The organism is Paractinoplanes globisporus DSM 43857 (assembly GCF_000379645.1).
GTDB lineage: Bacteria > Actinomycetota > Actinomycetes > Mycobacteriales > Micromonosporaceae > Actinoplanes > Actinoplanes globisporus.
In genome coordinates this window covers 193,645-213,436 of sequence record NZ_KB903295.1, presented here as the reverse complement: position 1 = coordinate 213,436, position 19,792 = coordinate 193,645, and the positions used below count along the sequence as shown (strand labels likewise).

General features: G+C 71.6%; 18 protein-coding genes and 1 pseudogene. 12 read left to right on the top strand and 7 right to left on the bottom strand.

The window, feature by feature from the left end:
- Positions 1-47: 47 nt before the first annotated feature.
- From A3CQ_RS0107790 to A3CQ_RS0107780, 3 genes and pseudogenes are all read left to right on the top strand, one after another.
- On the top strand, positions 48-1,454 hold the full coding sequence (locus A3CQ_RS0107790; RefSeq protein ID WP_026205434.1) for a sensor histidine kinase: 1,407 nt from the start codon (positions 48-50) through the stop codon (positions 1,452-1,454).
- 14 nt (positions 1,455-1,468) lie between these two features.
- A pseudogene (locus tag A3CQ_RS51910) lies at positions 1,469-1,927 on the top strand (DedA family protein); the annotation flags it as partial.
- A gap of 29 nt (positions 1,928-1,956) precedes the next feature.
- Entirely contained in the window at positions 1,957-2,352 is a 396-nt protein-coding gene (locus A3CQ_RS0107780; protein WP_040431861.1) for a BlaI/MecI/CopY family transcriptional regulator, read from the top strand.
- Positions 2,353-2,434: 82 nt separating this feature from the next.
- Here the strand turns inward: A3CQ_RS0107780 and A3CQ_RS0107775 are convergent, their stop codons facing one another.
- Both A3CQ_RS0107775 and A3CQ_RS0107770 read right to left on the bottom strand, forming a co-directional pair.
- The gene (locus A3CQ_RS0107775; RefSeq protein ID WP_020510361.1) at positions 2,435-2,902 is read right to left on the bottom strand and encodes a group II truncated hemoglobin; all 468 of its coding nucleotides are present in this window, start codon (positions 2,900-2,902) and stop codon (positions 2,435-2,437) included.
- A gap of 30 nt (positions 2,903-2,932) precedes the next feature.
- Positions 2,933-5,917: an alpha-mannosidase gene (locus A3CQ_RS0107770; RefSeq protein ID WP_020510360.1), complete on the bottom strand. Its 2,985-nt coding sequence runs from the start codon at positions 5,915-5,917 to the stop codon at positions 2,933-2,935.
- A 194-nt stretch (positions 5,918-6,111) separates the two neighbouring features.
- Between A3CQ_RS0107770 and A3CQ_RS51905 the strand changes: the two genes are divergently transcribed.
- From A3CQ_RS51905 to A3CQ_RS51900, 9 genes are all read left to right on the top strand, one after another.
- Positions 6,112-7,245, top strand: coding sequence for an acyltransferase family protein (locus A3CQ_RS51905; protein ID WP_020510359.1), 1,134 nt, complete (start codon positions 6,112-6,114; stop codon positions 7,243-7,245).
- Positions 7,246-7,254: 9 nt separating this feature from the next.
- Entirely contained in the window at positions 7,255-8,394 is a 1,140-nt protein-coding gene (locus A3CQ_RS0107760; protein WP_020510358.1) for a DUF3500 domain-containing protein, read from the top strand.
- 68 nt (positions 8,395-8,462) lie between these two features.
- Positions 8,463-9,044, top strand: a complete 582-nt coding sequence (locus A3CQ_RS0107755) for a hypothetical protein (RefSeq protein WP_063713545.1) — start codon at positions 8,463-8,465, stop codon at positions 9,042-9,044.
- The gene (locus A3CQ_RS0107750) at positions 9,044-10,156 is read left to right on the top strand and encodes an efflux RND transporter periplasmic adaptor subunit (protein WP_157295490.1); all 1,113 of its coding nucleotides are present in this window, start codon (positions 9,044-9,046) and stop codon (positions 10,154-10,156) included. Before A3CQ_RS0107755 ends, A3CQ_RS0107750 begins: the two co-directional genes overlap by 1 nt.
- Positions 10,153-10,878 carry an ABC transporter ATP-binding protein gene (locus A3CQ_RS0107745; RefSeq protein WP_020510355.1) on the top strand — a complete coding sequence of 242 codons (726 nt, stop codon included), beginning with the start codon at positions 10,153-10,155 and terminating at the stop codon, positions 10,876-10,878. Before A3CQ_RS0107750 ends, A3CQ_RS0107745 begins: the two co-directional genes overlap by 4 nt.
- On the top strand, positions 10,875-12,062 hold the full coding sequence (locus tag A3CQ_RS0107740) for an ABC transporter permease (protein ID WP_020510354.1): 1,188 nt from the start codon (positions 10,875-10,877) through the stop codon (positions 12,060-12,062). The genes A3CQ_RS0107745 and A3CQ_RS0107740 overlap by 4 nt, the downstream gene beginning before the upstream one ends.
- A gap of 11 nt (positions 12,063-12,073) precedes the next feature.
- Entirely contained in the window at positions 12,074-12,763 is a 690-nt protein-coding gene (locus A3CQ_RS0107735; protein ID WP_040431857.1) for a response regulator transcription factor, read from the top strand.
- Positions 12,760-14,538: a sensor histidine kinase gene (locus A3CQ_RS0107730; RefSeq protein WP_040431856.1), complete on the top strand. Its 1,779-nt coding sequence runs from the start codon at positions 12,760-12,762 to the stop codon at positions 14,536-14,538. The genes A3CQ_RS0107735 and A3CQ_RS0107730 overlap by 4 nt, the downstream gene beginning before the upstream one ends.
- A gap of 87 nt (positions 14,539-14,625) precedes the next feature.
- A complete protein-coding gene (locus A3CQ_RS51900; RefSeq protein WP_157295488.1) occupies positions 14,626-15,270 on the top strand; it encodes a DedA family protein in 645 nt (214 codons plus the stop codon).
- Positions 15,271-15,274: 4 nt separating this feature from the next.
- On the opposite strand, the gene A3CQ_RS0107720 is transcribed toward A3CQ_RS51900, so the two are convergent.
- The 5 genes from A3CQ_RS0107720 to A3CQ_RS0107700 form a co-directional block, all read right to left on the bottom strand.
- A complete protein-coding gene (locus A3CQ_RS0107720) occupies positions 15,275-15,802 on the bottom strand; it encodes a gamma-glutamylcyclotransferase family protein (protein ID WP_026205433.1) in 528 nt (175 codons plus the stop codon).
- A gap of 65 nt (positions 15,803-15,867) precedes the next feature.
- Positions 15,868-17,085 carry a hypothetical protein gene (locus A3CQ_RS63890; protein WP_020510350.1) on the bottom strand — a complete coding sequence of 406 codons (1,218 nt, stop codon included), beginning with the start codon at positions 17,083-17,085 and terminating at the stop codon, positions 15,868-15,870.
- A gap of 26 nt (positions 17,086-17,111) precedes the next feature.
- Positions 17,112-18,206 (bottom strand): SH3 domain-containing protein, encoded by a 1,095-nt coding sequence (locus tag A3CQ_RS0107710; protein ID WP_020510349.1) that lies wholly within the window; start codon positions 18,204-18,206, stop codon positions 17,112-17,114.
- 1 nt (position 18,207) lies between these two features.
- The gene (locus tag A3CQ_RS64200) at positions 18,208-19,320 is read right to left on the bottom strand and encodes a M23 family metallopeptidase (protein WP_020510348.1); all 1,113 of its coding nucleotides are present in this window, start codon (positions 19,318-19,320) and stop codon (positions 18,208-18,210) included.
- A 12-nt stretch (positions 19,321-19,332) separates the two neighbouring features.
- The gene (locus tag A3CQ_RS0107700; RefSeq protein WP_020510347.1) at positions 19,333-19,746 is read right to left on the bottom strand and encodes a hypothetical protein; all 414 of its coding nucleotides are present in this window, start codon (positions 19,744-19,746) and stop codon (positions 19,333-19,335) included.
- Between the last annotated feature and the right edge of the window lie 46 nt (positions 19,747-19,792).

Here is a 19,792-nt window from a genome sequence, read left to right as displayed (position 1 = left end):
CCTGAACGACTGGGGCCTCGACGGCGTTCGCCGCTAGCGTGTCGGCCATGCTCGCTTCGCTGCGCCGCCGTCTGGGCGTACGCCTGCGGTCCGCCCTCGCCGCGGCCGTGGTGGTCGCGATCGCCTCGCTGCTGGCCGGAACCGTGCTGCTGGTGACCGCCCGCAGCATCCTGCTCGACAACATCAGCACGGCGGCCGGCGACCGGGCCACGCAGATCGCGGCCGGGCTCAAGGCCGGCTCGGACCTGACCACGCTGATGCGGCCGACGGCGCGGGACCGCACGGTCGTCCAGGTGCTCGACGGTTCCGGACGGATCGAGGCGGCGTCCGACGCGCTGGCCGGGGAATCCGTGATCTCCACGCTGCGGCCCGCGCCGGGCGACCGGGCGACGCAGCGGGCGCGGCTTCCCGGTCCCTACGAGGATCCGTTCTGGATCGTCGCGCAGGGGGTGACCACGCCGTCCGGCGACCGGATCGTGCTCGTCGCGGAGTCGCTGGACATCATCGACGACGGGGTGGGCGCGATGGCGGTGGCGCTGCTGGTCGGCCTGCCGCTGCTGACGCTGACCGTCGGCGGCGCCACGTTCCTGTTCGTCGGGCGGACGCTGCGGCCGGTCGAGGCGATGCGCCGGCAGGCGGCCACGATAACCTCGCGCAACCTGCACGAGCGGTTGCCGGTCCCGGCGGCCGACGACGAGATCGCGGCGCTGGCCTCGACGATGAACACCATGCTCGACCGGATCGAGGCGTCGTCGGCGGCGCAGCGGCGGTTCGTCGGCGACGCCAGCCACGAGCTGCGGAGCCCGCTGGCGACCGTGCAGGCCAACGCGGACCTGCTCGATGCGGCCGGACTGCCGGAGCCCTCCGCCCGGTCGGTCGGCCGGATCCGCGCCGAGAGCACGCGGATGGCCCGCCTGGTGGAGGATCTGCTGCTTCTGGCCCGGGCCGACAACGACGAGCTGGCCGTACGCCGTCAGGACGTCGACCTGGACGACCTGGTGTACACGGAGCGGGAGCGCGTGGCCGAGCTCCATCCGGGGGTGACCGTGCGGGCGACGGTCGAGCCGGTGCGGGTGCTCGGCGATCCGGACGCGCTGCTGCGGGTCGTGCGGAACCTCATGGAGAACGCGGCCCGGCACGCGGCGAGCACGGTCATGGTCAGCGCCGGGCGCCGCGACGGTGCCGCCGAGATCGTCGTCGGCAACGACGGGCCGCCGATCCCCTCCGCCGACCGGGAGCGCATCTTCGATCGTTTCGTACGCCTCGACGACAGCCGGTCGCGCGCCGGCGGTGGCACCGGGCTGGGGCTGTCGATCGCCCGCGACATCGTCGGTGCCCACGGCGGCACGCTCACGGTCGACGACCTCGCCTCGGGCGCGGCCATGCGGGTCCGGCTGCCGTTCAACGAATCCTCAGCGCCGGAACCGTACGGTCCCGCGCATGAACGTTCTTGACGCTGCCGCACGTGCCGTTGTGGGTGTTGTGCGCGCTGGCGGCCGCCGCGGCGGTGGCCGGTGACCAGGCCGGTTACGCGTTCGGGCGGCGGTTCGGGCCCGCACTGTTCCGCCGCCCCGACTCGCGGCTGTTCAAACAGGAGAACCTCGGCCGCGCCCGGCAGTTCTTCGACCGGTACGGGGCACGATCGCTCATCCTCGCCCGCTTCGTGCCGGTGGTGCGCACCTTCACCCCGATCGTCGCCGGGGCGGCCGGCATGCACTACCGCACCTTCGTGTTCTACAACGTGATCGGCGGCGCGCTGTGGGCGGTGGGCGTGACGACGCTCGGCTACTTCCTCGGCCAGGTCGGGTTCGTCCGCGACCACATCGAGCTGATCCTGATCGGCATCGTCGCCGTCTCGCTCGCTCCGATCGGCATCGAGCTGCTCCGGGCCCGGCGCCGATCGCCGGCCGCCGCCGGGAAGAGGTAGAGCTATCCTGGCCGCGGAGGTCAGGAGCCGTGACGACGAGGGAGAACCGGCGACCCCCAGGAACGCTGGAGGCCGCGGTCATGGGGGTGCTGTGGGCGTCCGATTCCCCGATGACGGCGGCCGAGGTGCACAGGGCGCTCGGCGACGGCCTCGCCTACAACACCGTGCAGACCGTGCTCTTCCGCCTGCACGACAAGAAGGCGGTCGGGCGGCACCGGATCGGGCGCGGGCACACCTACTGGCCGGCCCGAGAGGCGGCCGCGGCGGCCGCCGCCCAGATGCGCGAGGCGCTGGCCGACAGCGCCGATCGCGGCGTCGTCCTCCAGCTTTTCGCCGAGTCCCTCGAGGCCTCCGACGCCGACCTGCTGCGTGACCTGCTCGCCGGCACCGACCGATCGGCGTTGCCGCGCCGGCCCGATCGCTGATCCACGCTGCGGCGATCGCCCGGCCGGCGGGCCGGCCCCGCCGGGCGGATCGCCGGTCCTTCCGATGGCGGGCGAGTGGCGGTCAGCCCTGGTAGGGCGGGGCGACGCCCCAGCCCCAATGCGGCACCGGAGCCTCCGGCGGCGGGGTCGCGCCCGGCTGGGAGTTGGCCCGCGCGATGCGGGTGCCCCACTCGATGTAGCCGATGAACGCGGCTCGGAACTCCGGGTCGTCCGGGAGGCCGGCCTCGTCGGCGGCATCGGTCAGCAGGCTCACCCAGCGGCGGCGCTGCGGTTCGGTGATCGCCTTGCCGAGGTGGTGGGCGAGCATGTGCGGGTAGCCACCGCGCTCGTCGGTGTAGCGCGACGGGCCGCCGAACACCTCCGCCAGCCACATCGCGACGTACCGCGGATGCTCCGGGTCCATGTGCGCGAAAAGCGGCCCGATCAGGTCATCGACGACCACCTTCTCGTAGAACCGCTCGGTCAGCCGCTCGAGGGCCTTGGTGCCACCGGCCCAGTCGTACAGGGTGGGGTAGCTCTCCTCCGTCATGCGTACACCCTAGTCCTTGTAAGTCTGTAATTATGTAATCAACCGGATCGTGCGCACCTCGAACGGGGTGAGCCGGAGCTCGATCGCGTCGGCGGCCGGCAGCTCCGGTCCCTCCGGCCGTTCGAGCAGGGTCGCCGTGTGCGCCGAGCGGACGCCGGCGTGCACCCGCAACGTCCCGGAGGCGCGGCGGCCGAGCGACTCGTAGACGCGCACGATCAGGTCCCCGCTGCGGTCGTCGGCCAGTTTCACGGCCGAGACCAGGATGCCGTCGCCCTCGACCGACACCAGCGGGTCGAAGCCGTGGCCGCCGGTGACCACCCTCGCCGGCAGGTTCAGGGCGATCCCGGCCTCGGTCGCCGCCGCGATCCCGGCGCCGATGACCAGGCCGTACGAGCAGGTCTGACGGCCCTGGTCGGTCTCGGGATCGGGGAAGCGCGGCGCCCGCAGCAGCGACAGCCGGACCGTGGTCGTGATCCCGTGGTCCTCGGTGGAGTCGCGGGTCAGGTCGTAGCCGTAGGTCGAGTCGGTCACCAGCGCGGCGCCGAAGCCGGGCTCCTCGACGTGCACGAAGCGGTGCATGGAGGCCTCGAACTTCGCCACCTCCCAGCTGGTGTTGGTGTGCGTGACCCGCTTCTGGTAGCCGAACTGCGTCTCCGCGGCGACCTGCTCGGCGCGTACGTCGAACGGGAACGCCACCTTCAGGAACTTCTCCGTCTCGTGCCAGTCGGTCTCCTGGTCGATCCGCAGCGTCCGGCTGCCGGGCGCGAGCGTGAGCGTCTGCGTCACCCGCGACTTCGAGAACGACCGCACGATCGTCACGTGCGCGCCGCGATCGTCCTGGGCGAACTCGATCGCATCGACCGCCCGCAGATCGGTCACCCGGTTGCGGTAGAAGCGGTCGACGTCCCAGGCGTCCCACATGTTCGGGAAATCCTGGTGCAGCTGCAGCAGGTTGCCCTCCTGCCCGGCGGCGATCGCGTCACGCCCGGTCGCCAGGTCGATCGCCGAGGTGATCAGGCCGGCGTCGGAGACGGTCACCGACACGAGGTCGTTCGAGAGCACATTGCCGTCGATCGTGACCGCGCCCGGCGGCTTCCGGGCGACCGTGGCGCCCAGGCCGGGCACCCCGTCGCGCGCGAACGGGGCCGGGTTCAGCGCGATCTCCGAGTCGCCCGGGCCGGTCAGCGCGCGTTGCGCCGAGGTGATCAATTCCTCGGCCGCTTCGCGGATCTGCCCGTACGCCGTGACAGCTTCCCGATGCACCCAGGCGATCGACGTACCGGGAAGGATGTCGTGGAATTGATGAAGCAGGACGTCCCGCCAGAGCGCGTCGATCGCCTCGTACGGATAGGGATGGCCGGCCCGGACCGACGCCGTCGCCGCCCACAGCTCGGCCTCGATGAGCAGGTGCTCGCTGCGCCGGTTGCCCTGCTTGGTCCGGTGCTGGCTGGTCAGCGTCGCCCGGTGCAGCTCCAGATAGAGCTCGCCCACCCAGACCGGCGGGTGGGGCAGCTCCGCACGAGCCCGGTCGAAGAAGTCGTTCGGATGCTCCCAGCGGACCGTGGCGCTGCCCTCGAGGTCGCGCAGCCGCGCCGCCCGCCCGGTCATCTCGCGGGTCGTGCCGCCACCGCCGTCGCCCCAGCCGACCGGCGCCAGCGAGCTCGACGCGACCCGGTTCTCCCGGAACTGCGAAGTGGCCTTGGCCAGCTCGGCCCCGGACAGCTGCGAGTTGTAGGTGTCCATCGGCGGGAAGTGGGTGAAGACCCGGGAGCCGTCGATGCCCTCCCACAGGAAGGTGTGGTGCGGGAACTTGTTCACCTGGTTCCACGAGATCTTCTGGGTGAAGAACCAGCGGAACCCGGCCCGCCGCATCAGCTGCGGCAGCGCGGGGGAGTAGCCGAAGCTGTCCGGCAGCCACACGCCCTGGCTCTCGACGCCGAACTCCTCGCGGAAGAACCGCTGCCCGTAGGTGAACTGGCGGACCAGCGCCTCGCCGGTCGGCATGACGGTGTCGCTCTCCACCCACATCCCGCCCAGCGGCAGGAACCGCCCGTCGCGGACCGCCTTGACGACCCGCTCCCACACCTCGGGGCGGTGCTGCTTGAGCCACGCGTACTGCTGGGCGCTCGACATCCCGTACCGGAAATCGGGGTCGAGGTCGATGAGCTCGGTCATGCCGGCGGCCGTGCGGGCGACCTTGCGGATGGTCTCGCGGACCGGCCAGAGCCAGGCCGAGTCGATGTGCGCGTGACCGATCGCGGAGACGTGGTGGGCGCTGTGCTCGGCCGGCGCCGCGAGCACGTCACGCAGCCGTTCCCGCGCCCCGGCCGCGGTTCCGGCGACGTCCTGCAGGTCGAGCGCGTCGAGGGCGTCGTCGAGCGCCTGCAGGATCCGCATCCGGCGCGGCCCGGTGGCGGGCAGCTGCGCCTGCAGCTCCAGCAGAACCTCCAGGTCGAGCGCCAGCTCGTAGGTCTGCTCCTCGAACAGCGCCAGGTCCATCCGCCGGGTCGTGTAGAGCGGACGCGGCGACGACGTCCGGATGTCGCCTTCCTGGGTCGGCCGGAACGGGTGGTAGTCGAGCAGGACCGGGTTCGCGGCGGCCTCGAGGTAGAGCTCGACGGTCTCGGCGTCGCCGACCGGGATCCACTGGTTCCGCGGGTTGATCGATTTCACCGGGCTGCCGTCGGGGCGGTAGACCAGCGCCTCGCACTGGAAGCCCGGCATGTTCCCGTCGAAGCCCAGGTCGACCACGGCCTCGACGCGCCGGCCGCGCCAGGCCTGCGGCACCCGCCCGCGCAGCCGGAACCAGGTGGTGTTCCAGGCCGGTCCCCAGGGCGTGCCGACGGTGTACGGCTCGTACGGCAGGGAAATGCCCTCGGCCGGCGGGATCGGCTCGCCGGGCAGCGCGTGGGCCTCGACCTCGAACGGCACGCTGTCGCCGTAGACGGCCGGCCGGATGCGCTCGCCGAGGACGCGGGTCGCGCGTCCGACGGTGAGCGGGATGTCGTCGTGCATGTCAGAGCCTCTCCCGCCCGTGTTTGCCTACCCGGGCCACCGTTGTCAATCTTCCTCGCACTTTCCGGCCATCGCGGCGTCACGCCGCCGATGCCGGCGCTCGTCCGCCGCCGGCAAGTGATCGTAACCACGGGGGATCGGGCGAGGAGGCGCCGCGTTTCTGTCATCGCCGCTGCCTTCTCGAAGGACCTTCTGTGACCTCGTCCCCGGTGCTGTCGGCGGATCTCTCGCCGGCGGCCGTCCCGGACCCGGCCGCCAAGCCGGCCGGCACCCGCCTCGACTCGCTCACCGGGCTGCGCTGGTTCGCCGCGCTGCTCGTCTTCTGCCTGCATTTCTCGTACGAGAACAACTGGTACGGCCACGCGCACGAGGACGACACCCTGCAGTACGTCTTCCGCGGTGCCTCGAGTGCGGTGTCGTTCTTCTTCATCCTCTCCGGGTTCGTGCTCACCTGGTCGGCCCGGCCGGTCGTCGGCAAGGGCCGGTTCTGGTGGCGCCGCTTCGCCAAGATCTACCCGAGCCACTTCGTCACGTTCCTGTTCGCCGTCTACCTCGTGCAAAAGCTCGGCACGCACCCGACGGTGCCCACCGTGGCGGCGAACCTGACGCTGACCCAGGCCTGGGTGCCGGACTCGCGGGAGTACTGGTTCTCCTTCAACGGCGTGTCCTGGTCGCTGAGCTGCGAGTTCTTCTTCTACTTCATGTTCCCGTTCGTGCTGCCGTGGTTCCGGCGGCTGAGCGTCCGGGGGCTGTGGCTGTTCATCGGCGTTGCCACGCTGGTGCTGATCGTCGCGCCGCTGAGCTCGCCGTGGCTGACGTCCTGGCTCGGCGTCCGGCCCAGCTACGTCTTCTACATGCTGCCGGCCACCCGGCTGGCCGAGTTCGCCATCGGTATCGCGGTGGCCCTGCTGGTGAAGCAGGACAAGTGGCGCGGCCCGGGCATGACGGCCGGCATCGCGCTGGCCTTCGTCAGCCTCTTCGTGCTCGCGCAGCGGGTGCCCGAGCCGATGATCTACGTGGCCTGCACGCTGGTGCCGTTCATCCTGATCATCGCGGCCGCGGCCCGCGCCGACGTGCGCGGCAGCTTCTCGGTTTTCCGGCAGCGGCACCTCGTCTATCTGGGCGAGGTCTCGTTCGCGTTCTACATGGTCCACGAGATGGTCATCTTCGGCAGCAACTACGTCATGCGCTTCAACCACAACCTGTCGGTGACCGAGACCGCGCTGGCGGTGTTCTCGGTTGCGCTGGTGCTGGCCATCGCCCTGCACGAATTCGTCGAGAAGCCCTGTATGGGCTGGCTCGTCCACAAGCGCGCCCGGCGGGCCTAGATTGGGGTCATGACCGACGACTCACCCCGCCGGCAGGTCGCCGCCGCGATGGCCTCGGCGGCGCAGGAGTGGCTGTCGCTGCTGAGCCCGGAGCAGCTGGCGATCGCGGCCGGCGGCCTGCCGTCCGACTCGGCGGGTGACTTCGAGCGCCGGCGCTGGTTCTACACGCCGACCGACCACGGTGGACTGACCGTGCACCAGCAGGGGCCGGCGCAGCAGCGGGCGGCCATGCGGCTGGTCGCGTCCGGTCTGTCGCGGGCGGGTTTCGTCACGGTGGCCACCACGATGGGCCTGGAGAACATCCTCGATCACACCGAGGGCTTCGTGACCCGTTTCGATCGCGAGCGCGGCCGCGATCCGGGGCTGTACTACCTGCGCGTCTTCGGCGATCCGGCCGGCGGGACGTGGGGCTGGCGGTTCGGCGGGCATCACGTCTCGCTGAACAACCTGGTCGTGGACGGCTCGCTCGTCGCCACCACGCCGTGCTTCATGGGCGCCGATCCGGCCTCGTCCGAGCTGCTCGGCGGTGCGGTGAACCGGCCGCTCGGCCGGGTGGAGGACCTGGCCCGCGACCTCGTCCGGTCGCTCTCGCCGGTCATGGCGCGGGCGGCGATCCTGTCGCCGAAGGCGCCGCCGGATTTCGTGACGGCCAACCGCACCACGATGGCACCGGGCGACCGGGTGATCCCGCTGGTGGGGATCTGGCGGGACGAGCGCTTTCCCGATCCGGCCGAGCAGGCCAAACTGCAGGCGTTGAGCGACGCGATCGACGCGGCGGCCGGCCTCGAGGAGGAGGACCACCGGAATCTGGAGTACACCGCCGAGCCGAAGGGGGTTCCCGGCGCCGAGCTCGGCGCGGGCGAGCGCTACCTGCTGCGGGCGCTGCTCGGGACGTATTTCGGGCGGGTGCCGGAAGCGGTCTCGCCGATGGCGACGTACGACGAACTGGCTCTGGACGCCCTGCATTTCGCCTGGGCGGGGTCGACCGAGCCGGGCGCGCCGCACTACTACCGCGTGCAGGGGCCGCATCTGCTGATCGAGTGGGACAACACCCAGCGCCGCGCCAACCACGCCCACTCGGTCTGGCGCGACCCGGCGAACGACTTCGGCCTGGACGTGCTGCGCGCGCATCGCGCGCGTCATCACTGAATCCGGCGGCATCGAAACTGGCTGCGGCCTAACAGCTTCCTGACAATCGTCGGCCAGCCTCGTCTGGCATGACCATTCGGAAGGTTTGCTTGTGCGCGGCGGTCGCCGCCTTGCTGGCCGGCGGGTGCAGCGGCTCGAAGCCGTCGGGGCCGCGGGTGGCCTCGATCCCCGGTAGCTCGGCGGCGTCGTCGGCCGCGGCGCCGGAGAAGGCGGCCGGCGATTCCGTGGTCGACCGGGTGCTGCCGCTCGGGGCTACCCAGGAGCAGATCGATCGGGCGTACGACGCCTACTACGCCTGCTGGACCGCGCACGGCGTGCCGTCGACCAAGCAGGGCGGCGTCGACGGGGGACCGCTGCTCACCTACAAGCTCAACGCGAAGAAGTACCAGGCGGCGGTCGACGCCTGCGCGGACCGGGAGCCGCTGAACGCGCCGGAGCTCGATCCCCAGCAGAACCCGCAGTACTGGGACCAGTTGCGGGACGAGGCCCGGTGTGTGCAGGCCAAGGGCCTTCCGCTGCAGGTGGTTCCCGGTCAGCCGGGGCTCTGGGTGCGCCCGGCCACCGATGCGAACTTCCGCAAGGTGCGGACCGACGAGGCGACGGAGATCCAGCGGGACTGCGAGCTCCAGTCGTTCGCGAAGAAGCGCTGATGCGTACGAAAATGGTCATGGCTTTGGTGGGTTTGTTCGTGGTCGGCGGTGGATGGTTTGTCCATCGGACCCTGGGCGGGCCCGAGGCCAGGCCCGCGCCGAGCCGCACGGCGAGGCTCGCCACCGCGAAGGTGATCCGGACCGATCTGTCCGACTACTGGTCCGAGACCGGATCGGTCGGGTATCGCAAGCAGCGGACCCTGCGCGGCGCCGCCGCCGGCGTGGTGACGTGGCTGCCGAAGCCGGGCAGCGTCGTGACCCGCGGTGGCACGCTGTTCCGGGCCGACGATCGGCCGGTGTCGCTGTTCTACGGATCGACGCCGATGTTCCGGGACATCGGCACGGCCGGGATGGTGGGCCGCGACGTCCGGGTGCTGGCGGACAACCTGCGGGCGCTGGGCTACCGGATCGGCGCCCAGCCGGACGCCGGGACCCGGGTGACGCTGCCGGGCGCGGGTGATCCGAAGGACAACCAGGTCGTGCTGACCGGGCGGGATGCGGTGTTCACCCCGTCGCTGCGCGATGCCGTGCGGCGGTGGCAGCTGCATGCCGGGTTCCGGCCGGCGGACGGCGTGGTCAAGCTCGGCGATTTCCTGGTGCTGCCCGGAAAGGTGCGGGTCGGGGCGACCACGGCCCGGCTCGGCGACGACGCGACCGGCGACGTGATGGCGGTGAGCGACCAGGACAAGGCGGTCTCGGTCGAGATCGATGCGAGCCGGTCGGATGACGTCCGAGCCGGTCAGAAGGTGCGCATCACGCTGCCGGACAGCTCGGCGACGACCGGAACGATCGGTTCGGTGAGCACCGACGTGAAGTCCGGCCCCACGGGTGCGGATGCCCCGAAGGTCCAGGTCGTCGTGACCGTCGACAAACCGTCCGCGCTCAGCGATCTGACCTCGGCCGACGTGGAGGTCCGGTTCACCGGCACGACGGTGCGCGGCGTGCTCGCTGTCCCGGTCGGCGCGCTGCTGGCGCTGAGCGGCGGCGGGTACGGCGTGCAGGTCGACGGCGGCCCGCTGACCGCGGTGAAGGTGGGCCTCTTCGCCGACGGGATGGTGCAGGTCTCCGGAGCGGGGCTCACCGAGGGCGCGAGGGTGGTGACAACCGCATGACCCCGGTTCTCGAGATTCGCTCCGCGAGCATGCGGTACGGGGGCGGGGTCACCGCGCTCGAGGACGTGTCGCTCCGGATCGAGCAGGGGGAGTTCCTGGCGATCCTCGGCCCGTCGGGGTCGGGCAAGTCCACCCTGCTGCACATCATGGGCACTCTCGACCGGCCGACCAGCGGCGCGGTCCTGATCGACGGGCGGGACACGACCGGACTGTCCGACCGGCGGCTGTCGAGCCTGCGGGGAGGGCGGCTCGGCTTCGTCTTCCAGCAGTTCCACCTGATCGACGGGCTCACCGCCACCGAGAACGTGGCCACCGGCCTGCTCTACGCCGGTGTGCGCCGCGGGCAGCGGCGGCAGCGAGCCGTCGAGGCGCTCGAGCGGGTGGGACTGGCGCACCGCGCCGGCCACACCCCGCGGCAGCTGTCGGGCGGCGAGCGGCAGCGGGTGGCGATCGCCCGGGCCCTGGCCAACCGCCCGGCGCTGGTCCTGGCCGACGAGCCGACCGGCGCTCTCGACGCGGCGAACGGGGCCGCGGTCCTCGAGCTGCTGACCGGGCTCAACCGCGCCGGAACCACGATCGCCGTGATCACCCATGATCACGACATCGCCGCCCGGATCCCCCGCCAGGTCCGCCTCCTCGACGGGCGTCTCGTCTCCGATCGCGCCGGGCCGGATCCGGCCAGGTCGGAACAGACCGCATCCGATCGGGGTGGTGCGCGGTGAGCCGGATCGCTCCGATCGACCTGGTCGGGCTGGGGCTGCTCGGCGTGCGCACCCGGAAGGCGCGGGCCGCCCTGTCCGCGCTGGGCATCGCGCTCGGCATCGCCACGCTCGTGGTCGTCACCGGCATCCCGGCGTCCGGCCGGCAGGCCCTCGACCGCGAGCTGTCCGCGCTCGGGACCAATCGGCTGCAGGCCGCGCCGGTGCCCGATCGCGACCCACCGGTCGTGCTGCCGGCCGCATCGGTCGACATGGTGTCCCGGATCGGCCCGGTGACGATCGCGAGCGCCGTGGCGGACTTCGGCCGGACGGTGGCGCGGTCCGACCGGACCGGACCGGGCGACTTCAACGCGCTCGCCGTGCTGGCCGCCAAGACCAACCTGCTGCGGGCCGTCAACGGAACCGTGCGTACCGGCCGCTTCCTGGACGACGCCATGTCGCGCTTCCCGACGGTCGTCCTCGGTTCGGTCGCCGCCGTCCGTCTCGGTTTCGCCGGCCTCGATCCGGGGCGGCCCGCGCCGCAGGTCTCCATCAGCGGCCGGTGGTTCACGGTGATCGGCATCCTCGACCCGGTCCCGCTCGCGCCCGACATCGACCGGTCGGTGCTGATCGGCTGGGACGCGGCCGGCCGCTGGCTGCGCTTCGACGGCCATCCCACCCGCATCTACGTGCAGACCACCGACGACCAGGTCGAGGCGGTCGGCGCGGTGCTCGCCGCGACCGTCGACCCGCAGCACCCCGGCAACGTCCTGGTCAGCCGGCCCTCCGACGCGCTCACCGCCAAACGCGCCGTCCAGCGCACGTTCGGCGCGCTGTTCCTCGGGCTCGCCGGGATCGCCCTGCTGGTCGGCGGGATCGGGGTCGCCAACACCATGTACATCTCGGTGCTGGAACGCCGGCGCGAGATCGGCCTGCGCCGTGCCCTCGGCGCCAACCGCGGGCAGGTCCGCATCCAGTTCCTCACCGAATCCATCGTTTTGTCGGTGCTCGGGGGCGCCGCCGGTATTCTCGGCGGCGTGCTGGCGACGGCGGCCTACTGTGCGGTCCAGGACTGGCCAATGGTCGTCCCGGCCCGGTCGACGGCCGGCGGGCTCGCGGGCGCCCTGGTCGTCGGCGTGCTAGCCGGCGTCTACCCGGCGATCCGGGCGGCACGGCTGCACCCGGCCGAGGCCCTCACCAGCGTCTGAGGCGGCCACACATGACCACACGACGGGTCCTCGTGGCCGAGGACGATCCGCGCCAGGCCGAGGTCGTCCGCCGCTATCTGGTGGCCGCCGGATACGAGGCGACCATGGTCCACGACGGCGAGACCGCCCTGCGGTACGCCCGCGAACACCACCCCGATCTGGTCGTGCTCGACATCATGATGCCCGGGCTGGACGGCCTGACCGTGTGCCGGAAGCTGCGCGCGGAGTCCGGCGTGCCGATCCTCGTGCTGACCGCCCGGTCCACCGAGGACGACCTGCTGACCGGTCTCGACGTGGGCGCCGACGACTACATGACCAAGCCGTACAGCCCGCGCGAGCTGACCGCCCGCGTGCGCACCCTGCTGCGCCGCACGACCGCGTCGCTGCCGCCCTCGACGTACGCGATCGGTCCGCTCGCGATCGATCCCGACCGGCACCGAGTGACCCTGGACGGCCGGGAGATCGACTGCACGCCCGGCGAGTTCGCGATCCTGGCCGCGATGGCGCGCGAGCCCGGCCGGCTGTTCAGCCGCACCCAGCTGCTCACGCACACCCGCGGCCTCGACCGCAGCTCGACCGAGCGCACGATCGACGTCCACGTGCTCAACCTCCGCCGCAAGATCGAGGCCGATCCGCGGCATCCCGTCTACCTGCGCACGGTCTACGGCGCCGGCTACCGGCTGAGCGGCGAGTCGTCGTGAGCGGGCGCGTGCCGCTGCGCCACAGCCTGGTCACGCGCCTGCTCGTGACGGTGATCGGCGTGCTGGTCGTGGCCGTGGCCGCCACCGCCTGGCTCGCCACCCAGACCGCGACCCGCGCGATCCAGCAGGAGCAGGGCCGATCGCTGGCCGGGGAGAAGGGCGTCTACGAGGCGCTGGTCGGCTATGCGGCGACGCACAAGGACTGGTCCGGCGCCGGCCCGCTGCTCCGCGACCAGGCGAGATCGCTCGGGCGGCGGGTCACGCTGACCAGCGCGCACCGCCAGGTGATCGCGGACTCCGCCGCCGGCCCGACGCCGGTGACGGGTCTCCCGTCGGCGACCGTCGATCCGCTCCGGCTCGATCTCGGCGTGACCGGCGGCACCGAGACCATCGACGCCCGGGTGGTCGGCCCCTACCGCCTGACCGGGACCGAGGTCACCTCCGTACGCAAAATCGCGCAGGACGTGCTCACCTGCCTGAACGTCGCCGGGGTCGAGGGACGCGTCGTCGCCTCGCCCACCGGACGCCCGATCGTCGCGACCGCGCGGGGGAGCGACCCGAAGGGCGTGCTGAGCGAGTGTGTCGCTCAGTATCAGAACTGGAACATGCCGACCGAGGAGAAGGCGATCCACGCCCTGGAGAAGCTGACAGCGACCTGCCTCGGCCGCCCGGGCAGCGGCGACGTCGTGGTCAACGTGAACTGGGCGACCCAGCCGCCCACCTTCGGCGCCATCGACGGTTCGCTGCATCCGCGCGGCAGCGCTCAGGTTCGTTCCTGTCTGGACCAGTCGCGCCACGCCCAGCTGGAGCCGTACACCGCGCCGCCGGCCCTGCTGTTCGTCACCGACCCCGACACCGGCCTCGCCCGCACGACGTTCACTCTGTCCCGTGAGAACGTCATCCGGATCGCCACCGTGACCGCCGCCATCCTCCTGGTGACGATCCTGGTCACGGTCCTGCTCGGCTGCCGCCTGGTGCGCCCGCTGCGGGTGCTGACCGAGAGCGCCGCCCGCCAGATCCCGGCGCCGGTGACCACCCGCGACGAGATCGGCTACCTGGCCACCGCCCTGAACGAGGCGATGCTGAGCCGGGGAGAGGCCGAGGCGCAGCGCCGCGCCATGGTCGGCGACATCGCTCACGAGCTGCGCAATCCGCTCACCAACGTCCGAAGTTGGCTGGAGGCGGCCCAGGACGGTCTGGCCCGTCCCGACGCCCACCTGCTGGCCCTGCTCCACGACGAGACGGTGCTGCTCCAGCACGTCATCGACGACCTGGCCGACCTGGCCTCCGCGGATGCCGGCACGCTGAGCCTGCACCCCTCGCGGGTGATCGTGCGCGAGTCGGTGGACCAGGTGGTCGCCGCCCACATCAGCGCCGCCGAATCGGCAGGTGTCGCCCTGACTGCGCAGGTCGCGCCCGAAATGACAATCCAAGCCGATCCCGTACGCCTCCGTCAGGTCATCGGCAACCTCGTGGCCAACGCCATCCGCTACACCCCGCGAACCGGCGCCGTGACGGTGACCGCCGCGACGGACGCCGGCACCGTCACGATCACGGTCCGTGATACCGGAACCGGCATCGCCGCCGACGACCTCCCCAAGATCTTCGACCGGTTCTGGCGGGCCGACCCGTCCCGGAGCCGCACCACCGGCGGCAGCGGACTGGGCCTGGCCATCGCCCGCCAGCTGACCCGCGCCCACGGCGGCGACATCGCGGTGACCAGCACCGTCGGCGAGGGCACCACCTTCACCATCCACCTCCCGGCCGGGGCCTGACCTCCCCGCGAAGTGGTGTTATCACCACCCCGGAGAGGCGTGCTCGCCCCATCGCCGGGGGTCGGCATGATCCGTACGGTCGAAAGCATGCTGGAACACCTGATGCCGCTGGTCTCCTCGCCGTGGCTCTACGTGATCGTCTGCGCGGCCGTGGCGCTCGACGGCTTCATCCCGATCGTCCCGTCCGAGACCATCGTGATCGGCCTGGGCGCGCTCTCGGCGACCGGCCGGCCGAACCTGGTCGCGCTGGCCGCGGCCGTCGTGGCCGGGGGCATTGCCGGCGACCGGGTCGCATATCGGCTGGGCCGGCGAGCGGGCCGCCGGGCCAAGAAGGGCAAGCTCGGCATGGCCAGGCGAAAGGCGGAGCGGGCGCTGCTGCGCTACGGCGGCGCCGCGATCCTGCTCGGGCGCTTCCTGCCGTACGGTCGCACCGCCACCGCCATGACCTCCGGCTCGGTGTCGCTGCCGCGGTCGCGATTCCGGCTCTTCAGCGCCCTGGCCAGCGCCGCCTGGGCCGTGTACGCGATCGGCCTCGGACGCCTCGGCGGGGCAACGTTCGCCCACTCGCCGCTGCTGGGCGCCGGCCTGGGCATCGGGATCGGCATGCTCCTGGCCGGCGTGCACACCCTCGCCGAGAAGCGCCGGGCCAAGACCCGGGCGGCGGCCCGCCTGCCCGCCCCGATCGAGGCGCCGCCGCGCGAGCTGGCCGGAGCGGGAACATCCGGCCGTTGAAACGTCAGCGGAGGATGCGGCGGAGGGTGACGACCGGGGCCGGCAGGGGCGCCAGGGCCGGCAGGCCGTCGTGGGCGGCGCAGGCGGCGAGCACGGTGTCCACATAGTCCTGGCGGATGCGGGCGGTGCCGGCGGCGATGCCGAGTCGAGCCCGGGCGGCGCTCTCCGGCTTGGCAACGTACGTCCACGCCGGCCCGTGATCGTCCACCTCGACCGGGATGCGGCGGTAGTTGCCCTCGCGGGCGTCCAGGGCGGGCAGGCCCGCGTCGGGCAGGTGAATCAGCACGCCGTCGACCGCGGTGCCGGGGTCGATCGTCAGGAACAGGACCTGGATGGCGGGACGGCTGCCGTCGGACGGGTCCTCGTAGACAACCGGGCCGTTCGCCGTGTTGTCGGTGCAGACGTTCCAGGTTCGGGACCAGCCGGGCACGCGCGCCCGTCGATAATCGCGCCCGGCCGTGGGTGGGTGGCCCACGAGGGCGGCGATCGTGGCCGGGGCCAGCAGCGAGCCGTACGCGAAAATGGCGGCCATGCCCGCAGCGTAGGACCCGGCGCCCGCGCGGGAAGCGCGAGCGCCGGGTTGGGGGGAGTGGATGATCAGCAGGTGGGGATGACCACGCCGTTGTTGTCGCGGGCCTCGTCGTTGCCCCAGCGGGAGAGGTAGTACGCCGAGACGAACTGGTCGGCCGGTCCGGTGTCGGGGTCCGTCTTGAGCCACCAGTGGTTGTACGCGCTGCCGCTGCCGATCTGGCGACCCCACGTCTTGCAGAACACGTAGTTGGTCCCGGCGTTCAAGGTTCCGGTCTGAGCGGTGCTGGTCGCCGATGCGTAGACCGGAGCGGCCGCGAACGTGTCGACCCAGTACTTCGGCCGACCGGCGCCGGCGCAGTCGGGGATCACCACGCCGTTGTTGTCCTTGGCCTCGTCGTTGCCCCACCGGGACAGGTAGTAGGCGGAGACGTACTGGTTGGCCGGACCGGTGTCGGGGTCGGTCTTGAGCCACCAGTGGTTGTACGTGCCGCCGCTGCCGATCTGCCGTCCCCAGGCCTTGCAGTAGACGTAGTTGGTTCCGGCGTTCAGTGTTCCGGTCTGGGAGGTGCTGGTCGGCGACGCGTAGACCGCGGCGGCCGCGAACGTGTCGACCCAGTACTTGCTCGCGCCGCCACCGCCACCGCCGCCCCCGCCGGTCCACAGAGCGTTGGCCAGGAGCTGGGCGTCGTGAACCTCCACGTTGTACGCGTCGGGGAACGCCGAGACCTGGACGGCCTGGCAGATCGCGCCGATGTCACCGCTCATCCACGAGTTGTTCGGGTACTTTCGGATCATCGCGTTGAGGAAGGCGTTCGTCGCGTAGACCGGGTCGGTCAGCTGGGCGGGCGTGCCCCAGCCCTGCGACGGGCGCTGCTGGAACAGGCCGAGGCTGTCGTAGTCGACGGCCTCGGTGTAGTTGTGCAGGGACGACTCGGTGATCGCGGTGGTGATGGCGATGACCGCGGCGCGCTTGTCGAGGCCGCGGCCGGCCACCGTGGCGGTGATCGCCCGGGCGCAGGAGACGTTGTAGGAGTTGAGCGTCGTGCCGACCCGGCTGCCGTTCATCTGGGAGCGGAGCTGGTTGGCGATGGTCGTGTCGGAGCTGGTGGCACCGCCCGAGACGCAGTTGGCGTACGCGATCGCGGCGACCATCGAGAGCGGGACGGGCCGGCCGGCCGGGCCGGGCCCGGGGGTGGTGGGATCGGCCGCGTACGACGGGGCGGCCGTGGTCAGCAGCATCCCGGCCACGGTGGCGCCGAGGATGGCGAGTCTCTTCCAGGACATGGCGGATGACCTCTTTCGCATGCGAGTCAGCAGTCCGAGATGTTGGGAAGCTTGTTGTCGGGCGAGTTGACATAGATGTTCGTCATGTAGCCGCCGTACTGAGGCAGGTAGGCCCACCACGGGTTGCGGTAGGGGGAGACGACGACCTCCTGGCCCAGGACCTGGCAGGAGACCAGCACGTCGGTGCCGGCCGGCACGGTGGCCAGCTGCGGCGAGGCGGTGGTCGGGCCCGACCGCACGCGTACGCCGGAACCCCACGTGCCGAAGGAGGTGCCGGGGATGCGCGTGGCGCCGGGCACGTTGAGCGAGCGGACGATGCCGGTCAGCGCGTTGTACGCCTTGGCGAACGCCGTCCCGTCGGGATGCAGGGTCAGTACGACCACAATGGAGCGATCGTCCGGGCCCACGATGCCGGTGGTGTGCAGCGCCTCCTGCACGAGGTCGACACCGGTGGCTCGGGCGAGCCGGGCCGGAGCCGTCCCGCCGGTGCAGGTCATCGGCGCGTTGCCGAAACCGGACCAGCCCTGCTTCACCGCCCGGGGCGCGGCGAAGACGCTCGGAATCCCGAAGTACTGGTCGTAGGAGTCGGCCGCGCACCTCGTGCTCTGCCGCAGGTCGCCCAGGATGAACTGCCGCACCGGCGCGGGCGCCGAGTCCAGCAGGTACCGGTAGATCCGGACGACGTCCCCGGCGGTGATCGCGGTGTAGCCCCAGTAGCCGCGCAGCGAGCTCGGCGGCGGTGCCGTGCGGGTCAGCCCGAGGCGCGGCACCATCCGGTTGATGACCTGCTCGTAGCCGCCCTGGACCCAGTAGTACGTCGCCGCGTCGTCGTCGGAGCTGCGCAGCATCGCGTCGAGCCGGGTGCGGTCGGCGCCCGGGATCGAGTAGTCCGGCCCGCGATCCCACAGGAAGTCCAGCGCGAGGAGCAACTTGACGATGGACGCCGACCGGAACTGCAGGTCCACGTTCAGCTGGTCGGTGAAGGTCCCGGTCTGCCGGTCGAAGACGGCGATCCCGGCCGTGACCCCGGCCGGCACCGTGATCGAGGCGGGCGCGGCCTGAGCCGGGCCCGGCAGGATCGCCGCGATCAGCACACACAATGCGGTGAACAGCGCGCGCATGTCAGCAGTCCGGGATGACGACGCCGTTGTTGTCCCGCGCCTCGTCGTTGCCCCAGCGCGAGAGGTAGTACGCCGAGACGAACTGGTCGGCCGGTCCGGTGTCGGGGTCGGTCTTGAGCCAGTAGTGGTTGTAGGCGCTGCCGCTGCCGATCTGCCGTCCCCACGTCTTGCAGAAGACGTAGTTGGTTCCGGCGTTCAGGGTTCCGGTCTGGGCGGTGCTGGTCGCGGATGCGTAGACCGGAGCGGCCGCGAATGTGTCCACCCAGTACTTGGGCCGGCTGCCGCCCGGGCAGTCCGGGATGACCGTGCCGCTGTTGTCCTTGGCCTCGTCGTTCCCCCAGCGCGAGAGGTAGTACGCCGACACGTACTGCCCCGCGGGCCCGGTGTCGGGGTCGGTCTTGAGCCACCAGTGGTTGTAGGCGCTGCCGCTGCCGACCTGGCGCCCCCACGTCTTGCAGAAGACGTAGTTGGTCCCGGCGTTCAGGGTTCCGGTCTGAGAGGTGCTGGTCGCCGATGCGTAGACCGGAGCGGCCGCGAACGTGTCCACCCAGTACTTGGTCGTGCCGCCGCCGCCACCGCCGCCGCAGTTCGTGCTGGTCAGCGACTTGACGCCGTACGCCGTCGGGTAGGGCGCGAGCGACGCGCCCTCGATCGCGATGGTCTGACCGGTGCCGTTGTAGAGCTGCTCGTAGTGGATGTGCTCGCCGGTGGAGTTCCCGGTCGTGCCGGTGATGCCGATCTGCTGGCCCTGGGCGACGTAGGCGCCGTCGTCCACGGAGTACGCGGCCAGGTGGAAGTAGTACGTGTGCCAGCCGCCGCCGTGGTTGATGTCGATGTAGTTGCCGGCGCCGTTGGCCTGGTACTTGCGCGCCGCCGTGCCGGCCGCCGACGCGAGCACCGGGGTGCCGGCGGTCGTGCCGCCGTCGTTGCGGATGAAGTCCAGCGCCAGCCGCACCTCACCGTCGTGGTGCTGGTAGGTCCAGCGCTGGCCGCAGGGGAACGGCGCCTTGAAGGTGGGCGCGGCCGCCTGAGCGGGCGCCGAAACCACGGCCGCCGCGACCAGCGTGACGCCGAGGACCGCCGCCGCCCGGACGAACAACGAAGAGAAACGCATGAGAAACCCCCGTCAGAAAGGCGAGCCGTGGGCGCCGTTGCAGGACGGCGTGTTCGAGAACTTGCCGTTGTTGTCGCCACCCGACCCGGCGACCGCGTTGACCCAGCCCGTGTTGCCGTTCTCGGCGGTGGTCCAGGCGAACCATTTGTTGTAGTACGGGTAGCCGGGCAAATAGGTCACCGGCCCCTCTTCCTGGCAGATGATCCAGTTGCGGCCCTGCGGCAGGTAGCCCATCAGGTATGGCCCCTCGACCACCGGGCTGCCGCCGGAGTAGCCGTCGCCCGGAATCCAGAAGTTGCAGTAGACGCGGCCGCCGGAGCCGGGCGTGCACGGAACCTGGGCCGGCGCGGCCTGGGCGGGCGCGGCGCCCTGGGCGGCGAACGCCGCCACGGCCAGCGCCGACGCGGCCACGATTCTGATCTTCATCGATGTGCCCCCTCGTGTTTCGCGAGCCCGGAGCGGGCTTGCGCGA

Bases quoted from the DNA above. Each gene is read 5' to 3' on its own strand.
- A3CQ_RS51900 (WP_157295488.1), top strand. From the start codon at position 14,626: ATGCTGGAACACCTGATGCCGCTGGTCTCCTCGCCGTGGCTCTACGTG.
- A3CQ_RS0107735 (WP_040431857.1), top strand. From the start codon at position 12,074: ATGACCACACGACGGGTCCTCGTGGCCGAGGACGATCCGCGCCAGGCC.
- A3CQ_RS0107750 (WP_157295490.1), top strand. From the start codon at position 9,044: ATGCGTACGAAAATGGTCATGGCTTTGGTGGGTTTGTTCGTGGTCGGC.
- A3CQ_RS0107745 (WP_020510355.1), top strand. From the start codon at position 10,153: ATGACCCCGGTTCTCGAGATTCGCTCCGCGAGCATGCGGTACGGGGGC.
- A3CQ_RS63890 (WP_020510350.1), bottom strand. From the start codon at position 17,085: ATGTCCTGGAAGAGACTCGCCATCCTCGGCGCCACCGTGGCCGGGATG.
- A3CQ_RS0107700 (WP_020510347.1), bottom strand. From the start codon at position 19,746: ATGAAGATCAGAATCGTGGCCGCGTCGGCGCTGGCCGTGGCGGCGTTC.
- A3CQ_RS0107790 (WP_026205434.1), top strand. From the start codon at position 48: ATGCTCGCTTCGCTGCGCCGCCGTCTGGGCGTACGCCTGCGGTCCGCC.
- A3CQ_RS0107775 (WP_020510361.1), bottom strand. From the start codon at position 2,902: ATGACGGAGGAGAGCTACCCCACCCTGTACGACTGGGCCGGTGGCACC.
- A3CQ_RS64200 (WP_020510348.1), bottom strand. From the start codon at position 19,320: ATGCGTTTCTCTTCGTTGTTCGTCCGGGCGGCGGCGGTCCTCGGCGTC.
- A3CQ_RS0107760 (WP_020510358.1), top strand. From the start codon at position 7,255: ATGACCGACGACTCACCCCGCCGGCAGGTCGCCGCCGCGATGGCCTCG.
- A3CQ_RS0107720 (WP_026205433.1), bottom strand. From the start codon at position 15,802: ATGGCCGCCATTTTCGCGTACGGCTCGCTGCTGGCCCCGGCCACGATC.
- A3CQ_RS0107710 (WP_020510349.1), bottom strand. From the start codon at position 18,206: ATGCGCGCGCTGTTCACCGCATTGTGTGTGCTGATCGCGGCGATCCTG.
- A3CQ_RS0107755 (WP_063713545.1), top strand. From the start codon at position 8,463: ATGACCATTCGGAAGGTTTGCTTGTGCGCGGCGGTCGCCGCCTTGCTG.
- A3CQ_RS0107770 (WP_020510360.1), bottom strand. From the start codon at position 5,917: ATGCACGACGACATCCCGCTCACCGTCGGACGCGCGACCCGCGTCCTC.